The sequence below is a fragment of the Cupriavidus phytohabitans genome (assembly GCF_000426345.1).
GTDB lineage: Bacteria > Pseudomonadota > Gammaproteobacteria > Burkholderiales > Burkholderiaceae > Cupriavidus.
On record NZ_AUFE01000013.1, the window covers coordinates 45,254 to 61,608 of the forward strand.

18 protein-coding genes are annotated in these 16,355 nt (G+C 67.0%); 14 read left to right on the top strand and 4 right to left on the bottom strand.

What is annotated here, in order from left to right:
• Positions 1-119 precede the first annotated feature (119 nt).
• The 9 genes from gshA (at position 120) to mnmH (ending at position 8,508) form a co-directional block, all read left to right on the top strand.
• On the top strand, positions 120-1,415 hold the full coding sequence (gene gshA, locus K309_RS0112425) for a glutamate--cysteine ligase (RefSeq protein WP_029046716.1): 1,296 nt from the start codon (positions 120-122) through the stop codon (positions 1,413-1,415).
• Positions 1,416-1,439: 24 nt separating this feature from the next.
• Positions 1,440-2,393, top strand: a complete 954-nt coding sequence (gshB, locus tag K309_RS0112430; RefSeq protein ID WP_029046717.1) for a glutathione synthase — start codon at positions 1,440-1,442, stop codon at positions 2,391-2,393.
• Positions 2,394-2,470: 77 nt separating this feature from the next.
• On the top strand, positions 2,471-2,926 hold the full coding sequence (locus K309_RS0112435; RefSeq protein WP_029046718.1) for a PTS sugar transporter subunit IIA: 456 nt from the start codon (positions 2,471-2,473) through the stop codon (positions 2,924-2,926).
• A complete protein-coding gene (locus tag K309_RS0112440; RefSeq protein WP_029046719.1) occupies positions 2,895-3,164 on the top strand; it encodes an HPr family phosphocarrier protein in 270 nt (89 codons plus the stop codon). The genes K309_RS0112435 and K309_RS0112440 overlap by 32 nt, the downstream gene beginning before the upstream one ends.
• Before the next feature lie 58 nt (positions 3,165-3,222).
• Positions 3,223-5,013, top strand: a complete 1,791-nt coding sequence (gene ptsP, locus K309_RS0112445) for a phosphoenolpyruvate--protein phosphotransferase (RefSeq protein WP_029046720.1) — start codon at positions 3,223-3,225, stop codon at positions 5,011-5,013.
• 225 nt (positions 5,014-5,238) lie between these two features.
• Complete coding sequence (locus tag K309_RS0112450; protein ID WP_029046721.1) at positions 5,239-5,544, top strand: (2Fe-2S)-binding protein; 306 nt, start codon at positions 5,239-5,241, stop codon at positions 5,542-5,544.
• A 127-nt stretch (positions 5,545-5,671) separates the two neighbouring features.
• Complete coding sequence (gene bfr / locus K309_RS0112455; RefSeq protein ID WP_029046722.1) at positions 5,672-6,151, top strand: bacterioferritin; 480 nt, start codon at positions 5,672-5,674, stop codon at positions 6,149-6,151.
• 195 nt (positions 6,152-6,346) lie between these two features.
• On the top strand, positions 6,347-7,393 hold the full coding sequence (gene selD, locus K309_RS0112460; protein WP_029046723.1) for a selenide, water dikinase SelD: 1,047 nt from the start codon (positions 6,347-6,349) through the stop codon (positions 7,391-7,393).
• Positions 7,394-7,404: 11 nt separating this feature from the next.
• Positions 7,405-8,508: a tRNA 2-selenouridine(34) synthase MnmH gene (gene mnmH / locus K309_RS0112465; protein WP_029046724.1), complete on the top strand. Its 1,104-nt coding sequence runs from the start codon at positions 7,405-7,407 to the stop codon at positions 8,506-8,508.
• A 21-nt stretch (positions 8,509-8,529) separates the two neighbouring features.
• Here mnmH and K309_RS0112470 read toward each other — a convergent pair whose 3' ends face one another.
• The 3 genes from K309_RS0112470 to gpmA all read right to left on the bottom strand — a co-directional run bounded on the left by K309_RS0112470 (position 8,530) and on the right by gpmA (position 11,862).
• Positions 8,530-9,294 carry a HesA/MoeB/ThiF family protein gene (locus K309_RS0112470; protein WP_029046725.1) on the bottom strand — a complete coding sequence of 255 codons (765 nt, stop codon included), beginning with the start codon at positions 9,292-9,294 and terminating at the stop codon, positions 8,530-8,532.
• Positions 9,295-9,322: 28 nt separating this feature from the next.
• The gene (locus K309_RS0112475) at positions 9,323-10,912 is read right to left on the bottom strand and encodes a S41 family peptidase (RefSeq protein WP_029046726.1); all 1,590 of its coding nucleotides are present in this window, start codon (positions 10,910-10,912) and stop codon (positions 9,323-9,325) included.
• A 203-nt stretch (positions 10,913-11,115) separates the two neighbouring features.
• The gene (gene gpmA / locus K309_RS0112480; protein ID WP_029046727.1) at positions 11,116-11,862 is read right to left on the bottom strand and encodes a 2,3-diphosphoglycerate-dependent phosphoglycerate mutase; all 747 of its coding nucleotides are present in this window, start codon (positions 11,860-11,862) and stop codon (positions 11,116-11,118) included.
• Positions 11,863-12,044: 182 nt separating this feature from the next.
• Here gpmA and K309_RS0112485 point away from each other — a divergent pair, with 182 nt between their 5' ends.
• The 5 genes from K309_RS0112485 (at position 12,045) to K309_RS0112505 (ending at position 15,815) form a co-directional block, all read left to right on the top strand.
• Complete coding sequence (locus tag K309_RS0112485) at positions 12,045-12,458, top strand: rhodanese-like domain-containing protein (protein ID WP_029046728.1); 414 nt, start codon at positions 12,045-12,047, stop codon at positions 12,456-12,458.
• 102 nt (positions 12,459-12,560) lie between these two features.
• Positions 12,561-12,818 (top strand): glutaredoxin 3, encoded by a 258-nt coding sequence (gene grxC / locus K309_RS0112490; RefSeq protein WP_029046729.1) that lies wholly within the window; start codon positions 12,561-12,563, stop codon positions 12,816-12,818.
• 180 nt (positions 12,819-12,998) lie between these two features.
• Positions 12,999-13,517, top strand: coding sequence for a protein-export chaperone SecB (secB, locus tag K309_RS0112495; RefSeq protein WP_029046730.1), 519 nt, complete (start codon positions 12,999-13,001; stop codon positions 13,515-13,517).
• 258 nt (positions 13,518-13,775) lie between these two features.
• Positions 13,776-14,792 carry an NAD(P)H-dependent glycerol-3-phosphate dehydrogenase gene (locus K309_RS0112500; RefSeq protein WP_029046731.1) on the top strand — a complete coding sequence of 339 codons (1,017 nt, stop codon included), beginning with the start codon at positions 13,776-13,778 and terminating at the stop codon, positions 14,790-14,792.
• A gap of 45 nt (positions 14,793-14,837) precedes the next feature.
• Positions 14,838-15,815, top strand: coding sequence for a Bug family tripartite tricarboxylate transporter substrate binding protein (locus K309_RS0112505; RefSeq protein ID WP_029046732.1), 978 nt, complete (start codon positions 14,838-14,840; stop codon positions 15,813-15,815).
• Positions 15,816-15,828: 13 nt separating this feature from the next.
• On the opposite strand, the gene trmL is transcribed toward K309_RS0112505, so the two are convergent.
• Entirely contained in the window at positions 15,829-16,299 is a 471-nt protein-coding gene (gene trmL / locus K309_RS0112510; protein ID WP_029046733.1) for a tRNA (uridine(34)/cytosine(34)/5-carboxymethylaminomethyluridine(34)-2'-O)-methyltransferase TrmL, read from the bottom strand.
• Positions 16,300-16,355 lie beyond the last annotated feature (56 nt).

Here is a 16,355-nt window from a genome sequence, read left to right on the forward strand (position 1 = left end):
TCCCCATATCGTTATCCCTTATGCCATGGCCTGCATATCCTTATCAGGGGTGTGCCAGCGCCTGTTTGGCCGTTCCTCTACAATCGGGGCGAACGATAAAGACGATCTATAGGATGGATATGGTCCCGCATCTCATCACCGCGCTGAACGGTCCTCTGCTCGAACTGGAGAAGAAGATCCTGGACGCCACCCCGTCGATCGAGCGCTGGTTCAGGCTGGAATGGCAGGAGCATACGCCCCCGTTCTATTGTTCGGTGGACCTGCGCAACGCCGGCTTCAAGCTGGCGCCGGTCGACACCAACCTGTTCCCGGGCGGCTTCAACAACCTGGCCCCGGAAATGCTCCCGCTCGCCGTGCAGGCGGCGATGGCGGCGATTGAAAAGATCTGCCCGGATGCCAAGAACCTGCTGCTGATTCCCGAGCGTCACACGCGCAACATGTTCTACCTGCAGAACGTGGCGCGGCTGTCGCTGATCATGCGCCAGGCGGGGCTGAATGTGCGCCTTGGCTCGCTGTCCGAGGAAATCACCGAGCCGACACCGATCGAGTTGCCCGACGGCCAGACGCTGGTGGTCGAGCCGCTGGCGCGCCTGGGCACCAAGGGCCGCCGGCTGGGGCTGAAGGACTTCGATCCCTGTTCGATCCTGCTGAACAACGACCTGTCGGCCGGGGTCCCGCCGATCCTTGAGAACATCAACGAGCAGTACCTGCTGCCGCCGCTGCATGCCGGCTGGTCGACCCGCCGCAAGAGCAGCCACTTTGCCGCCTACGACGAGGTGGCGAAGAAGTTCGCCAAGCTGATCGATATCGACCCATGGATGGTCAACCCGTACTTTGCCCGCACCAGCGGCGTGAACTTCCATGAGCGCGTGGGCGAGGAAGAGCTGGCTGACGCGGTCGAAGGTGTGCTGAAGAAGATCGCCAAGAAGTACCGCGAGTACGGCATCAAGGAAACGCCGTACGTGGTGGTCAAGGCCGATGCCGGCACCTACGGCATGGGCATCATGACCGTGCGCGACCCGTCCGAGGTCAAGGGCCTGAACCGCAAAGAGCGCAACAAGATGAGCGTGGTCAAGGAAGGCCTGGAGGTCAGCGACGTCATCATCCAGGAGGGCGTGCACACCTTCGAGAAGATCAACGAGGCGGTAGCCGAGCCGGTGGTCTACATGATCGACCGCTACGTGGTGGGCGGCTTCTACCGCGTGCATACCGGCCGCGGCAACGACGAGAACCTGAACGCACCGGGCATGCATTTCGTGCCGCTGGCGTTCGCGCCCAACGGTATTCCCGACACCCACGCCAAGCCGGGCGCGGCGGTGCCGAATCGCTTCTACATGTACGGCGTGGTGGCGCGGCTGGCGCTGCTGGCGGCGTCGATCGAACTCGAAAAGACTGACCCGAACCCGATCCTGTGACGACCTCCTGACGAGCCCTGACTGATGCGCATCCTCTTCATCACCGATCCGCTGGAGACCTTCAAGACCTACAAGGACTCCACCTACGCCATGATGACCGAGGCCGCCGCGCGCGGCCACGAGCTGTACTGGTGCCTGCAGCCGCAGCTGTGCCTGTCGGGCAGCACCGTCGAGACGCTGGCCACGCGCCTGCACCTGACGGGGGACGACCAGGCCTGGTACCGTGAAGGCAACAGCGCGCTGGAGCCGCTGTCGGCCTTCGACGCGGTGCTGATGCGCAAGGACCCGCCGTTCGACATGGAGTACGTCACCAGCACCTGGCTGCTGGAACTGGCCGAGCAGCAGGGCGCGCGCGTGTTCAACAAGCCGCGCGCAATCCGCGATCATTCCGAGAAGCTGGCGATCGCCCAGCATCCGGAATTCATCACGCCGACGCTGGTCACGCGCGACCTGGCGCGTATCCGCGACTTCCATGCCGAGCACCGCGACATCATCGTCAAGCCGCTCGACGGCATGGGCGGCATGGGCGTGTTCCGGGTGGGCACGGACGGCATGAACCTGGCCGCCATCGTCGAGACGCTGGGCCAGGACGGCGCCCGCACCCTGATGGTGCAGCGCTATATCCCGGCGATCAAGGACGGCGACAAGCGCATCCTGCTGATCGGCGGGGTACCGGTGCCGTATTCGCTGGCGCGCGTACCGATGGCCGGCGAGGTGCGCGGCAATCTGGCCGCCGGCGGCAGCGGCCGCGCGCAGGAGCTGAGCCAGCGCGACCGCGAGATCGCCGAGTCGCTGGCGCCGGGGCTGTGGGAACAGGGCCTGCTGCTGGTGGGCCTGGACGTGATCGGCGACTACCTGACGGAAGTCAATGTGACGAGTCCGACCTGCTTCCAGGAAATCACTCAGCAGACCGGGTTCCACGTCGCGGCGATGTTCATCGACGCGCTGGAACACGCCGTGGGCGCCGCCGGCAGCTGAGCGGAACCATCCCGGCTGGCAGCGGGAGCGCGGGGGGCCGCCTGCTACAATCTGGGCAATCCAACGGATTCACCATCATGGCAGGCATCCTGATCATCGCGCACACCCCGCTGGCTTCGGCCCTGCGCGATTGCGCCGCCCACGTCTACTGCGGCCAGCCGCAGCGGCTGGAAGCCATCGACGTCCTTCCCGACGCGGACCCCGCCGCGGTGCTGGCCGAGGCCAGGCGCCGCCTGGCCGCCGTCTGCGAAGACAACGGCGCGCTGGTCCTGACCGATATCTTCGGCGCCACCCCGGCCAATATCGCCGCGCGCCTGGCCGAGCCGGGCCGCGTGCGCGTGCTCGCCGGCGTCAACCTCCCCATGCTCGTGCGCGCCATCTGCTACCGCTCCGAGAAGCTCGACCAGCTCGTCAACAAGGCGCTGGCCGGCGGCTCGCAGGGCGTGCTGCAGATCGGCACCACCACCGTACAGAACCAAACCGCCAACCATCCCGACAAATATGCTGCAGAGGGACACCACCATCATCAATAAGCTCGGACTGCATGCACGCGCGTCCGCCAAGCTGACCCAGCTCGCAGGCAGCTTCGTCAGCCAGGTCAAGATGTCCCGCAATGGTCGCCAGGTCGATGCCAAGAGCATCATGGGCGTGATGATGCTGGCGGCCGGCATCGGCTCCACGGTGACCCTCGAGACCGACGGGCCCGACGAGCAGGAGGCCATGGACGCGTTGCTGGCGCTGATCGCCAACCGTTTTGGTGAGGGAGAGTGAGGCCGGTGGCCCCGGTCCCGCAACTTCGAATTCTTAAACGTTCCTGACGGAGCGGTACATGCCTTTCGCCCTGCACGGCATCCCGGTCTCGCGCGGCGTCGCCATCGGTCGCGCGCACCTGCTCGCGCCCGCGGCGCTGGACGTGTCGCACTACCTGGTCGATGAAGACCAGCTCGACGCCGAGGTCGAGCGGCTGCGCGCCGCCCGCGCCGCGGTGCGCGCGGAACTGGCGGCGCTCAAGCGCGACCTGCCGCGCGAGGCGCCCGAGGAAATGGGCGCCTTCCTCGACGTGCATGCGATGATCCTCGACGACGAGGCGCTGGCACGCGAGCCCGAGGCGCTGATCCGGGGCCGCCGCTACAACGCAGAGTGGGCACTCACCACGCGGCTCGAAGAACTGATGCGCCAGTTCGACGAGATCGAGGACGAATACCTGCGCGAGCGCAAGGCCGATATCCAGCAGGTGGTCGAGCGCATCCTGAAGGCGCTGGCCGGCGCCCCCGTGCTGGTACCGGCGCCGGTGCCGGCACTGGCGGCCGACGGCGAACCGGCGCCGGGCGTGATCGTGGTGGCCCACGACATCGCCCCGGCCGACATGCTGCAGTTCCGGCACACTGTTTTCCACGGCTTTGTCACCGACCTGGGCGGGCGCACCTCGCACACCGCCATCGTCGCGCGCAGCCTGGATATCCCGGCCGCTGTGGGGGTGCAGAGCGCGAGCGAGCTGATCCGCCAGGACGACTGGATCATCATCGACGGCGATGCCGGGCTGGTGATCGTCGACCCAAGCGCCATCATCCTCGAGGAATACCGCCACCGGCAGAGCGAGCGCGCGCTGGAGAAGAAGCGCCTGCAGCGGCTGCGCCATACCCCTGCGGTGACGCTGGACGGGCTTGAGATCGAGCTGCTCGCCAATATCGAGATGGCCGAGGACGCCGGCGCCGCGCTGTCTGCGGGCGCGGTGGGCGTCGGCCTGTTCCGCTCCGAGTTCCTGTTCATGAACCGGCGCGGCGATCTGCCGGACGAGGAAGAGCAGTTCCAGGCCTATCGCGCCGCGGTGGATGCCATGCACGGGCTGCCGGTGACCATCCGCACCATCGATATCGGCGCCGACAAGCCGCTCGACGGCCGCGACGGGCGCGATGGCCGGGGCGACGGGCGGGGCGATGACTTCGAGACGGCGCTGAACCCGGCGCTGGGGCTGCGCGCGATCCGCTGGTCGCTGTCGGAACCGACCATGTTCCTGACCCAGTTGCGGGCGCTGCTGCGCGCCTCGGCCTTTGGTCCGGTGCGGCTGCTGGTGCCGATGCTGGCGCACGCCAGCGAGATCGACCAGACCCTCGCGCTGATCGCCAAGGCCAAGCGCCAGCTGGACGAGCGCGGCGAGCCGTACGACCCCGGCATGAAGGTCGGCGCCATGATCGAGATCCCGGCGGCGGTGCTGCTGCTGCCGCTGTTCCTGCGCAAGATGGATTTCCTGTCCATCGGCACCAACGACCTGATCCAGTACACGCTGGCGATCGACCGCGCCGACAACGCCGTGGCGCACCTGTTCGATCCGCTGCACCCGGCCGTGCTGCAACTGGTGGCGCGCACCATCCGCGAGGCCAACCGCGCCGGCGTTCCGGTGGCAGTGTGCGGCGAGATGGCGGGCGACCCTTCCATGACGCGGCTGCTGCTGGGCATGGGCCTGCGCGAGTTCTCGATGCACCCCGCGCAGCTGCTGCGGGTCAAGCAGGAAATCCTGCACGCCAATTGCGAGCACCTGGGGCCGCTGGTCGACCAGGTGCTCAATGCCTATGATCCCGAGGATCTTGCGGCCGCGCTGAGCCAGATCGCCAGACCCTGACAACATCAGGGTTTTCTGAGGGCGCGAGGCGACAGGCAAGGCACTTGAGCGGCTCGATGAGTGCTGCTTCCGCCGCCTTCTTTTCACGCTTTATGCAGTTTCCTCACCCGATGTGCAGAAAGGTTCCCATGTCGCTAATGGGAATTGTTATCATTTTCGATCTCTGATATTCTGACGTTCATTCGGAGTGGCATGCCGGTGCCACGCGCCCCAATGGAGCGACTTGTGTACGTCTGCATCTGCAACCAGATCACCGATCGTGAGATCCACGGTGCCGCTCACCTGGGCGTCGAGACCCTTGACGAACTCGCCGAGACGCTTGGCGTCGGCACGTGCTGCGGACGCTGCCGCGACTGCGCGCAGCAAGTGTTGCAGGAGGGCGTCGCAGCGGTGCGCAATGTCACCAAGGCCACTCTCGCCAGCATCCAGGTTGTGGAGATTTCTACCTGTTCCGCGTCTGGCCCATGTACCATAATGGACACTCGGGACCCGGCAGTCGCGAACGACCGGCGCAAGGCGCTGGTAGCATGAACGCGCCCATGTGAGCTGAAAGTCAGTTCACGGCGCGTTTTGCGCTTTTCTATTCTCACCGACTGCACGCGGCGCCAACGGCGCCGCTTCGTGTTTTTGCGCGGGCCCGATGCAACAGGAGCCGCGAATGAAAGGTGACAAGAAGGTCCTCCAGCATCTGAACGCCCAGCTCAAGAATGAGCTGACCGCGATCAACCAGTATTTTCTCCACGCTCGCATGTACCGCCACTGGGGCCTGAAAAAGCTCGGTGACGTCGAGTACAAGGAGTCGATCGGCGAAATGAAGCACGCCGACCGCCTGATCGAACGCATCCTGATGCTGGATGGCCTGCCAAACCTGCAGGACCTGCACAAGCTGCTGCTGGGCGAAGACACGCCCGAAATGCTCAAGTGCGACCTGAAGCTGGAGCAGACCGCGCACCAGACCGTCAAGGAAGGCATCGCCTACTGCGAATCGGTCGGCGACTATGTCAGCCGCGAAATCCTGGTCGATATCCTCACCGACACCGAGGAACACATCGAATACCTGGAAACGCAGCTGGACCTGATCGACAAGGTCGGCCTGCAGAACTACCTGCAGTCGCAGATGGAGCCGGGCGAGCAGTAAGCCGCCCGTCCCAGGCGCGGCCGCCGCTGCAGTATGCTGCAAAGGCGGCCAGCCCCACCGCGCGGCGCCACCCGGCGCTGCCACGTTGTCCGGCTGTAGGCAGTAACCCTTCTCATTCCAATTCCTTTCTTCATCCAGGCGTGCCTGGCCGGGTGGTGGCTCCTCCCCGGCCGGCACGCTGCGACAGAGCCAGCCATGACCACAGGCCCCATCCGTCTCACGCAGTACAGCCACGGCGCTGGCTGCGGCTGCAAGATTTCGCCGAAAGTGCTCGATGTGATCCTCGCCGGCAGCGGTGCGCAGCATCTGGATCCGCGGCTGTGGGTAGGCAATGCCTCGCGCGACGATGCGGCGGTGTATGCGCTCGATGGCACGGATAGCGGCAGGGGAGTGGTGTCGACGACGGACTTCTTCATGCCCATCGTCGACGACCCGTTCGACTTCGGGCGCATCGCCGCCACCAATGCGATCAGCGATATCTATGCAATGGGCGGCGACCCGCTGATGGCCATCGCCATCCTCGGCTGGCCGGTCAACGTGCTGCCACCCGAGGTGGCGCGCGAGGTGGTGGCGGGCGGGCGCCGCGCTTGCGACGACGCCGGCATTGCGCTTGCCGGCGGGCATTCGATCGATGCGCCGGAGCCGATCTTCGGGCTGGCCGTTACCGGCATCGTCGAGCGCGCCCACATGAAGCGCAACGATACCGCCACGCCAGGCTGCCGGCTGTACCTGACCAAGCCGCTGGGCATCGGCGTGCTGACCACCGCTGAGAAGAAGGGCCTGCTGCGGGCCGATAACCGCGATCTCGCGCGCGACTGGATGTGCGTGCTGAACCGTCCCGGCAGCGCCTTCGGGCGCCTGCCTGGCGTACGCGCGATGACCGATGTGACCGGCTTCGGGCTGCTCGGCCACCTGGTCGAGATGGCCGACGGCAGCGGACTGACGGCGCGGCTGGATTATGCCGCGGTGCCGGTGCTTGACGACGTGGTCGACTACATCGGCCAGGGCTGTGTGCCGGGTGGCACGCAGCGCAATTTCGACAGCTACGGTCACCGCATCACGCCGCTCACGGAGGTGCAGCGCGCAGTCTTGTGCGATCCGCAGACCAGCGGCGGGCTGCTGGTGGCGGTCGAGCTGGCCGGCGAAGCGGAATTTGCGGCCGAATGCCAGCGCCTCGGCCTGTCGCTGACGCCCATCGGAGAAATGGTGGCACGCGCCGCGCTGGCCGTCGAGGTCGCATGAGGCCGGCCAACATGCGCGCCGATACCTCAGACTTCCGCGGCCTGTTCCTCAGCGGCGTGCCGATGCTGGATGTGCGCGCGCCGCTGGAATTCACGCGCGGCGCTTTTCCCGGCGCGGTCAACCTGCCGCTGATGGATGATGCCGAGCGGCACGCCGTCGGCCTGTGCTACGCCGAGAAAGGGCAGCCGGCCGCGATCGAGCTTGGACACCAGCTGGTGTCCGGCGAGCGCAAGGCGGCCCGCATCGCCGCGTGGTCGGACTTTGCCCGTGCGCATCCGGACGGCTACCTGTATTGCTTCCGGGGCGGGCTGCGCTCGCAGCTGGTGCAGCAATGGCTGCACGATGCGGGAGTCGATTATCCGCGCGTGACGGGTGGCTACAAGGCGATGCGCGCCTTCCTGATTTCCACCCTCGATGCGGCTGCCGCCGAGCAGCAGTGGCTGGTGCTCGGCGGCATGACCGGCAGCGGCAAGACCGACGTGCTGGCCGACGTGCCGGCCGCGCTCGACCTCGAGGGCCATGCGCGGCACCGCGGCTCGGCCTTCGGCAGGCGCGCGCTGGCGCAGCCGCAGCAGGTGGACTTCGAGAACGCGCTGGCAATCGATGTGCTGCGCCATATCGACGCCCGTTTCCGCGCGCTGGTGGTGGAAGACGAGGGCCGTTTTATCGGCAGCCGCGATGTGCCGCAGGCGCTGGCGCAGCGCATGCAGGGCAGTCCGCTGGTGTGGTTGGAAGCGTCTTTCGAGGAACGCGTGGAGCGCGTGCTGCGCGACTACGTGCAGGGGCTGGCGGCGGAATTCATCGCCGGGCAGGGCAAGGGCACGGGTTTCGACGCTTATTCCTCTCGGCTGCGCGAGGCCATGGCGGCGATCTCGCCGCGGCTCGGCGGGGCGCGCTATGGCAAGTTGTCGGCGTTGCTGGAGCAGGCGCTGGCGCGGCAGGCCGAGTCGGGCGACGTGGCGCTGCACCGCGGCTGGATCGAGGTCCTCCTGCGCGACTACTACGATCCCATGTATGCCTACCAGCGCGCGCAGCGCGAGCCGCGCATCGTGTTCCGCGGCGACCGCGCCGCGGTCACCGACTGGCTGCTCGCGCACTCGGCGCCGCAGGACTGAACGGCAGCCCCATTCGAGTGTTCAGTGCCCGCCGCACACCGGGCAATCCGGCGTGCGGGCCAGCCGCATCGTGGTCCATTCCATCGTCAGCGCATTGACCATCAGCAGCCGTCCCGCCAGGCTATCGCCCACGCCGGCCAGCAGCTTGAGCGCCTCGGCCGCCTGCACCGTGCCGACCATGCCGACCAGCGGCGCAAACACGCCCATGGTGGCGCAGGCCACTTCCGGCGCGGGCTCTGCCGGCGGGAACAGGCAGGCATAGCAGGGCGCTTCGGGCTGGCGCCGGTCGAACACGCTGATCTGGCCGTCGAAGCGCAGCGCGGCCCCCGACACCAGCGGCACCTTGTGGTGCACGCACGCGCGGTTGACCGCCTGGCGCGTGGCGAAGTTGTCGCAGCAGTCCAGCACCACGCTGGCCGAGGCGACCAGCTGCTCGAGCTCGGCTTCGCCCACGCGCGCCGTCACCGTGACGATGTCCAGGCCCGGGTTGATGCGCAGCATGCCTTCGCGCGCCGAGTCGACCTTGGGCCGGCCCACGTTGGCGGTGGTGTGGATGATCTGGCGCTGCAGGTTGGTCAGGTCTACCTCGTCGTTGTCGACGATGGTGATGCGGCCCACGCCTGCCGAGGCCAGGAACGGCAGCGCGGCGGCGCCCAGGCCGCCGGCGCCGATCACCAGCGCGTGTCCGGCCAGCAAGCGGCGCTGCCCTTCGATGCCGAGCTCGTCCAGCAGGATGTGCCGCGAGTAGCGCAGCAGTTGTTCGTCGTTGAGGCCGTCGTCGCTCATGGTGAATCCGGCGGTCTGGATCGGCGCTTCAGGGCGCCTTGCCCGTAGGCGTTCCCAGCGGCTCGCCGATCGGCGCGCTCGCCGGTGGCTGCTTGCCCGGGGCCGGAGCGGCCGGTTTGGCGGCCGGCTTGGCGCCAGCCTTCGGCTTCGCCGCCTTGCCATTGTCGGCCGGCGGGTTGGTCTCCAGCTTCGACTTGGAGCGCTTGACCGGCTGGCCGTTAAGCTGCGCGATTGCCTGCTGCAACATGAAGTCGTCGGCCGAGCCGAATTCCACCGGCTTCTTGCGGCGCTCCTTCTCGCGCTCTTCCGGCGTCTTCTTCGCGTTCTCTTCTTCCAGGCGGCGCAGCTCCTCGACGCGGCGCTGCTCGCGCTCGGTCATCTCCGGCTGTTCCGATTCCTGCTTGTTGTGCAGGTGGCGCTCGGTGTCGATCTCGCGCGTGATCAGCGCGTCGTCCGGATCGCCCTCGGGGTTCTGGTCGACCGGGATATCCGGGCGGATGCCCTTGGCCTGGATCGACTTGCCGCTCGGCGTGTAGTAGTACGCGATGGTCAGCTTGATGCCGGTGTCGTTGGTCAGCGGCCGCACGGTCTGCACCGAGCCCTTGCCGAACGTGGTCTTGCCCATGATCTGGGCGCGGTGGTGGTCCTGCAGCGCGCCTGCGACGATCTCGGAAGCCGAGGCCGAGTAGGCGTTGGTCAGCACCACCATCGGGATCTTCTTGTACAGCGTGGGCAGGCTCTTGAGCGGATCGTCTTCCAGCGACGACAGGCGGTAGTTGTTGTATGACGCCTTGTAGACGCGCTTGGCATCGGGCACCTGGCCATTGGTCGAGACCACGGTGGCGTCGTCCGGCAGGAACGCCGCGGCCACGCCGACCGCGCCCTGCAGCACGCCGCCGCCGTTGTTGCGCAGGTCCAGCACCAGGCCCTTCATGTTGGGATTCTTCTGCGCCAGTTCGACCAGCTTGCGCGACAGGTCGGCGACGGTGCGTTCCTGGAAACTGGTCAGGCGCACCCAGCCGATATTGTTGTCGAGCATCTTGGCCTTGACCGACTGCACGCGGATCTCGGCGCGCGTGATCGAGACCGGGAAGGTGCGTTCCTCGCTCTTGCGGTAGATGGTCAGCGTGACCTTGGTGCCCGGCTCGCCGCGCATGCGCTTGACCGCCTGCTCCAGCGGCAGGCCGCGCACGGGCTTGTCGTCGATGCGGGTGATCAGGTCGCCCGGCTGGATGCCGGCGCGGAACGCGGGCGTGTCCTCGATCGGGTTAATCACCTTGACCAGGCCTTCTTCCTGCGAGATCTCGATGCCCAGGCCGGCAAAGCGGCCGCGGGTGCCCTCCTGCAGTTCCTTGAAATCCTTCTCGTCCAGGTAGGACGAATGCGGGTCGAGGCTGGCGACCATGCCCTTGATGGCCTCGGTCAGCAGCTTCTTGTCATCGACAGGCTCGACGTATTCGCGCTTGATCTGCCCGAAGATATCGGCCATCAGCCGCAACTGGTCCAGCGGCAGGGGGCCCGATGAGTTCTGTGCGGTCGCCGAGATCTGCAGCGTGGCGAGCACGCCGGCGACGAGGCCGACAGAAACTAGACTGATGTTCTTGAGCGTCTTGCGCATGAGGGCTGCCTGAACGTGTACGGATCGTAACTATGGGGATTATGCCGGCTGCGGGCGCCCGGCGCCGGGAAGGCCGGAATAGCGGGATCGCGGGGCGCTTGTGTCCGACAGTATAAGGGCGTGCGGAGAAACGGACCTGCCACGTCCCGGTTCAGGGTGGGCAGCCGCACACCGGCACGCCGGCGCGGCTGCCCGGGTGGGCGTCAGCGCGCCTTGCCCTGGTTGGCCACGGCCGCCAGCGAAGCGGCGATGGCCTCCTGGTCGCCCAGGTAGTAGTGGCGGATCGGGCGCAGGTCGGCGTCCAGCTCATACACGAGCGGGGTGCCGTTGGGAATATTGAGTCCGACGATATCGTCATCCGAAATCTGGTCCAGGTACTTCACCAGCGCGCGGATGCTGTTGCCGTGCGCGGCAATGACCACACGCTTGCCGGATTTGATGTCGGGAGCGATCGATTCGTTCCACAACGGCATCACGCGGGCGACCGTGTCCTTCAGGCATTCGGTCAGCGGGATCTCGTTGCGCGGCACATTGGCATAGCGCGGATCCTCGTACGAGGCGCGCGGATCGGTCGGCTCCAGCGCCGGGGGCGGGGTGTCATAGCTGCGGCGCCACACCAGGACCTGCTCGTCGCCGAACTTGGCGGCGGTCTCGGCCTTGTTCAGCCCGGCCAGTGCGCCGTAGTGGCGTTCGTTCAGGCGCCATTCGTTGCGTACCGGGATCCACATCAGGTCCATCTCGTCCTGCACGTGCCACAGGGTGCGGATGGCGCGCTTGAGCACCGAGGTGTAGGCGATGTCGAAGCCGAAGCCGGCTTCCTTGAGCAGCTTGCCGGACTGGCGGGCCTGCGCAGCGCCGGTATCGGTCAGGTCGACGTCGACCCAGCCGGTGAAGCGGTTTTCAAGGTTCCAGGTGGATTCGCCGTGGCGGATAAGGACAAGCTTGTACATGCTGCTGCTTCCAGAGAGAGTAGGTAACCTGCGTGCGTCCGCGCCGTCACCTGATCCGAAGTGCTTAATGGGCACCCCATGTATCGGACAGGCGACAATGACGGGTGACCCGCTGCAACAGGGCCCGGACGCCAAACCGCGTATTTTATAATGCCGCCGACCCAACCTACCGGAAAGCCAACGTGAATTTCTTTGCCGACTACAACAACCTCGCCCTGATCGCCCTGGCCGTGGTCTCCGGCGGCCTGCTGGCCTGGCCTGCGATCTCGCGCAGCACCGGTGCCAAGTCCGTCAATACGGCCGCCGCCACGCAGCTGATCAACAAGCGTGGCGCCGTCGTGGTCGACATCCGCGAACCCGCCGAGTACGCCAAGGGCCACCTGCCCCAGGCCAAGAGCGCCCCGCTGGCCGACCTGGCGTCGCGCGCCGCGGGCCTTGCAAAGGACAAGGCGGCCCCCATCATCGTGGTATGCCAGAACGGCCAGCGCGCGGGCAAGGCCCAGGCAGCGCTGAAAGAAGCCGGTTACAGTGAGATCTATGCGCTCGAGGGTGGCATCGCCGCCTGGCAGCAGGCGGGTCTGCCGCTGGTCAAGTAAGCCCGGCCAGGAAAGTCGCGGATCCCGCAGGCAATTCCGCCGCATCCGTCACAGCGCGCCCGGTCCGCCTGGCGCGCCGCATTGTATTCAAGGAGAGTCCACATGGCCCGCGTCGTCATGTACAGCACCGTCGTGTGCCCGTATTGCAATATGGCTGAACGCCTGCTCAAGTCCCGCGGGGTCGAGACGATCGAGAAGATCCTGATCGACCGCGAACCGGGCAAGCGCGAAGAAATGATGTCGCGTACGGGGCGCCGTACCGTGCCGCAGATCTACATCGACGAGACCCATGTGGGCGGCTTCGACGACCTCTCGGCGCTGGACCGCAAGGGCGGCCTGATGCCGCTGCTGGCGGCCTGAGCGCGCTGCCGGTCAGAACTCTCTGATTCCTGGCCGGCCAGGCGCCGGCGCGGGTGAAATCGCCACCCTCGTCATGTACCATATGCGCTTTCCACTTTTCCAACCGGGCACCGGCCAGTCCTTGCGCCTCGCAGACGATGCCGCCGCCGCGCCCAACGCCCATCCTCCCGGAAGCCTTTCATGAGCGACCAGCAAAACACCCAGCAGGACGATCAACCCTTCTTCAACATCCAGCGCGTCTACCTGAAGGACATGTCGCTGGAGCAGCCCAATTCGCCCGGCATCTTCCTGGAATCGGAGGCCCCGTCGGTGGAAGTGCAAGTCAACGTTGGCGCTTCGCAGCTGCAGGAAGGCATCTTCGAGGTGGTCGTGACCGGCACCGTGACGACCAAGGTGCAGGACAAGGTGGCATTCCTGGTGGAAGCGCACCAGGCAGGCATCTTCGATATCCGCAACGTGCCGGTGGAGCAGCTGGACCCGCTGCTGGGCATCGCCTGCCCGACCATCCTGTACCCGTACCTGCGCGGCAACATCGCCGACGTGATCACCCGCGCCGGCTTCCAGGCCATCCACCTGTCGGAAATCAATTTCCAGGCGCTGTACGAGCAACGCCTGCAGGCGGCCATGCAGGAAGCCCAGGCGGCCGAAGGTGGCAACAGCGGCATCGTGATGCCCGACGGCAGCCAGGCTCGCCACTGAGCGAGCGGCCTGCCGCGCCATGCTACGGAACGGGGCTGCGGCCCCGTTTTGCTTGTGCGCATGTTCTAGTGTCATGACTTGGAGGTTCGTTGCATAAGTCTGCCGATAAGACGCACGATCCGTCGTCGCGAATGCTCGCAAGGCTCCAGCCTTGCTGCGCTTCGCTCCTAGTCTCGCACGCCTTCTCGACAGGCTTATTTCCGCAACGAACCCCCAACTCATGACACTAGCGCCTGATTTCTCTCCGATCGAGCTGCCATGAAACTGACCTTTCTCGGTGCCGGCGCCTGGGGCACCGCCCTCGCCAGCCATGCCGCGGCCACCAATGAGGTGGTGCTGTGGGGGCGTGATGCCGCGCAACTGGCGGCCATCGCCGCAACGGGTGAAAACGCGGCCTATCTGCCCGGGGTGAAGCTGTCCCGTCGGCTGGCGGTGCAAGCTGATTTCGAGCAGGCGGTGGCCCATGCCGCGGATGACCCGGACGGCATCGTGGTGGTCGCCACGCCGGTCTCCGGACTGCGCGAAATGACACGCAGGCTGGCCACGCGCAGCGCGCGCCCGGTGTCCATGCTGTGGCTGTGCAAGGGCTTCGAGGCCGGCACGCACCTGCTGCCGCACCAGATGGTGCGCGCCGAACTGGACGCCGCCGGCCGCACCGAAGGCTTCGACTACGGCGTGCTGACCGGTCCCAGCTTCGCGCGCGAAGTCGCGCAAGGCCTGCCGTGCGCGCTGACGGTGGCGGGCAGCGTGCCGTCGCTGGCGGAGCGGGTCCAGCAGGCTTTCCACCACCACGCCATGCGCATCTATGGCAGCGACGACCTGACCGGCGTCGAGGTCGGCGGCGCCGTCAAGAATGTGCTGGCGATCGCCACCGGGGCCAGCGACGGGCTCGGCCTCGGCCTGAATGCGCGGGCCGCGCTGGTGACGCGGGGGCTGGCCGAGATGACGCGGCTGGGGCTGGCGCTGGGCGGGCGGATCGAGACCTTCATGGGGCTGGCCGGCGTCGGCGACCTCATCCTGACCGCGACCGGCGACCTGTCGCGCAACCGCAAGGTCGGGCAGCAACTGGCCGCCGGACAGAGCCTGGAGCAGATCCTGGCCGGCCTGGGCCACGTGGCCGAAGGGGTGCGCTGCGCGCAGGCAGTGGCCGAGCTGGCCGCCGCGCATGGCGTCGAGATGCCGATCGCGCGCGCGGTGTGCGCCGTGCTGTTCGATGGCCTGGGTGTCGCCGATGCGGTCGCGCAATTGCTCCAGCGCGATGCGCGCGATGAATGACCCCGCGCGCGCTCCAATCCTCCTGAAGAAAGTTAAATTTTCCGCATGCCTACCCGCCGACACGCGCTGATCGCGCTTGCCGCCGCCTGCGCTGCCGGCGCATCCGCCAGCGTGCTGGCGCAACCGTGGCCCGCGCACCCGATCCGCATGGTGGTGCCGTTCCCGCCGGGCTCGTCGCCCGACCTGATCGCCCGCATCGTCACCGAGAAGCTGGCCGCCGCGCTGGGCCAGCCTGTGGTGATCGAGAACCGGCCCGGCGCCGGCGGCAATATCGGCACCGGCATGGTGGCGCGCGCCGCGCCGGACGGCTATACGCTGCTGTTCACGATCAACGGCCCGCTGGTGACCGCCCCAACGCTGGCGCGCAACCTCAATTACGACCCGTTCCGCCAGCTCGCTCCGGTGACGCTGGTGGCCACGTCGCCCAATGTGCTGGTGGTCGACGCGCGGCTGCCGGTGAATAACCTGCGCGAATTCGTGGCGCTTGCCAAGTCGAAACCGGGCGCGCTGAACTTCGGCTCGCCCGGCAACGGCAGCGCGTCGCACCTGGCAATGGAGCAGCTCAAGGCCATGGCCGGGCTCGACCTGCAGCACGTGCCGTATCCCGGCTTCCCGCAGATCACGACTGCGATGGTGGGCGGGCAGGTGCAGGCGGCCTTCATGGTGCCGGCCATAGCGATGCCGCAGGTCAATGCGGGCAAGCTGCGCGTGCTGGCGGTGACGACGACCGGCCGCACCGCGGTGCTGCCCTCGGTGCCGACGGTGGCGGAGTCGGGCTATCCCGGCTTCGAGGCGATCTCCTGGCAGGCCGTGCTGGCGCCAGCCGGTACGCCGCAGGCGGTGATCGACCGTCTATATCGTGAACTGGTGGCGATCATCGGCAGCGCCGACGTGCGCGACAAGATGCGGGCGCAGTATTTCGTGCCTGCCGGGACTGCGCCGGCGTCGCTGCGCCAGACCATGGTCAGCGAGAGAGCGCGCTGGGACAAGGTCATCCGCGCTGCGGGCGTGCAGCCGGAGTAGCCGGGCAGGGCGCCTAGCTACCCCCCGCGAACCCGTTCTGCCGCCACGCTTCGAACACCACCACCGCCACCGTATTAGACAAGTTCAGACTGCGGTTGTCTGGCCGCATCGGCAGCCGGATCCGTTGCGCCGGCGGGAACCACTCGCGCCGCTCCGGTGAAAGCCCGCGCGTTTCCGAGCCAAACACAAACCAGTCTCCCGGCCGGAATTCCACCTGGCCGAACGGTGTCGAGCCGCGCGTGGTCAGTGCGAACATGCGCGCGGGATCGGGTTGCTCGCTGGCCATCAGCGCATCCCAGTTCTCATGCACACGCATGGCCGCATATTCGTGGTAGTCCAGGCCGGCTCGGCGCATGCGCGCGTCGTCGAGCGGGAACCCCAGGGGCTTGACCAGGTGCAGCTGCGCGCCCGTGTTGGCGCACAGGCGGATCACATTACCGGTATTGGGCGGGATTTCGGGTTCGACCAGGACGACGTTGAACATGTGCGGAGGTTCTAGAGAAACGGTGCGCACTTTAACGCGCGCACCAGGCGCTGTCA

Bases quoted from the DNA above. Each gene is read 5' to 3' on its own strand.
- gshA (WP_029046716.1), top strand. From the start codon at position 120: ATGGTCCCGCATCTCATCACCGCGCTGAACGGTCCTCTGCTCGAACTG.
- grxC (WP_029046729.1), top strand. From the start codon at position 12,561: ATGGCCCGCGTCGTCATGTACAGCACCGTCGTGTGCCCGTATTGCAAT.
- bfr (WP_029046722.1), top strand. From the start codon at position 5,672: ATGAAAGGTGACAAGAAGGTCCTCCAGCATCTGAACGCCCAGCTCAAG.
- secB (WP_029046730.1), top strand. From the start codon at position 12,999: ATGAGCGACCAGCAAAACACCCAGCAGGACGATCAACCCTTCTTCAAC.
- K309_RS0112435 (WP_029046718.1), top strand. From the start codon at position 2,471: ATGGCAGGCATCCTGATCATCGCGCACACCCCGCTGGCTTCGGCCCTG.
- mnmH (WP_029046724.1), top strand. From the start codon at position 7,405: ATGCGCGCCGATACCTCAGACTTCCGCGGCCTGTTCCTCAGCGGCGTG.
- trmL (WP_029046733.1), bottom strand. From the start codon at position 16,299: ATGTTCAACGTCGTCCTGGTCGAACCCGAAATCCCGCCCAATACCGGT.
- K309_RS0112500 (WP_029046731.1), top strand. From the start codon at position 13,776: ATGAAACTGACCTTTCTCGGTGCCGGCGCCTGGGGCACCGCCCTCGCC.
- gshB (WP_029046717.1), top strand. From the start codon at position 1,440: ATGCGCATCCTCTTCATCACCGATCCGCTGGAGACCTTCAAGACCTAC.
- selD (WP_029046723.1), top strand. From the start codon at position 6,347: ATGACCACAGGCCCCATCCGTCTCACGCAGTACAGCCACGGCGCTGGC.
- ptsP (WP_029046720.1), top strand. From the start codon at position 3,223: ATGCCTTTCGCCCTGCACGGCATCCCGGTCTCGCGCGGCGTCGCCATC.
- K309_RS0112470 (WP_029046725.1), bottom strand. From the start codon at position 9,294: ATGAGCGACGACGGCCTCAACGACGAACAACTGCTGCGCTACTCGCGG.
- K309_RS0112440 (WP_029046719.1), top strand. From the start codon at position 2,895: ATGCTGCAGAGGGACACCACCATCATCAATAAGCTCGGACTGCATGCA.
- K309_RS0112505 (WP_029046732.1), top strand. From the start codon at position 14,838: ATGCCTACCCGCCGACACGCGCTGATCGCGCTTGCCGCCGCCTGCGCT.
- K309_RS0112475 (WP_029046726.1), bottom strand. From the start codon at position 10,912: ATGCGCAAGACGCTCAAGAACATCAGTCTAGTTTCTGTCGGCCTCGTC.
- gpmA (WP_029046727.1), bottom strand. From the start codon at position 11,862: ATGTACAAGCTTGTCCTTATCCGCCACGGCGAATCCACCTGGAACCTT.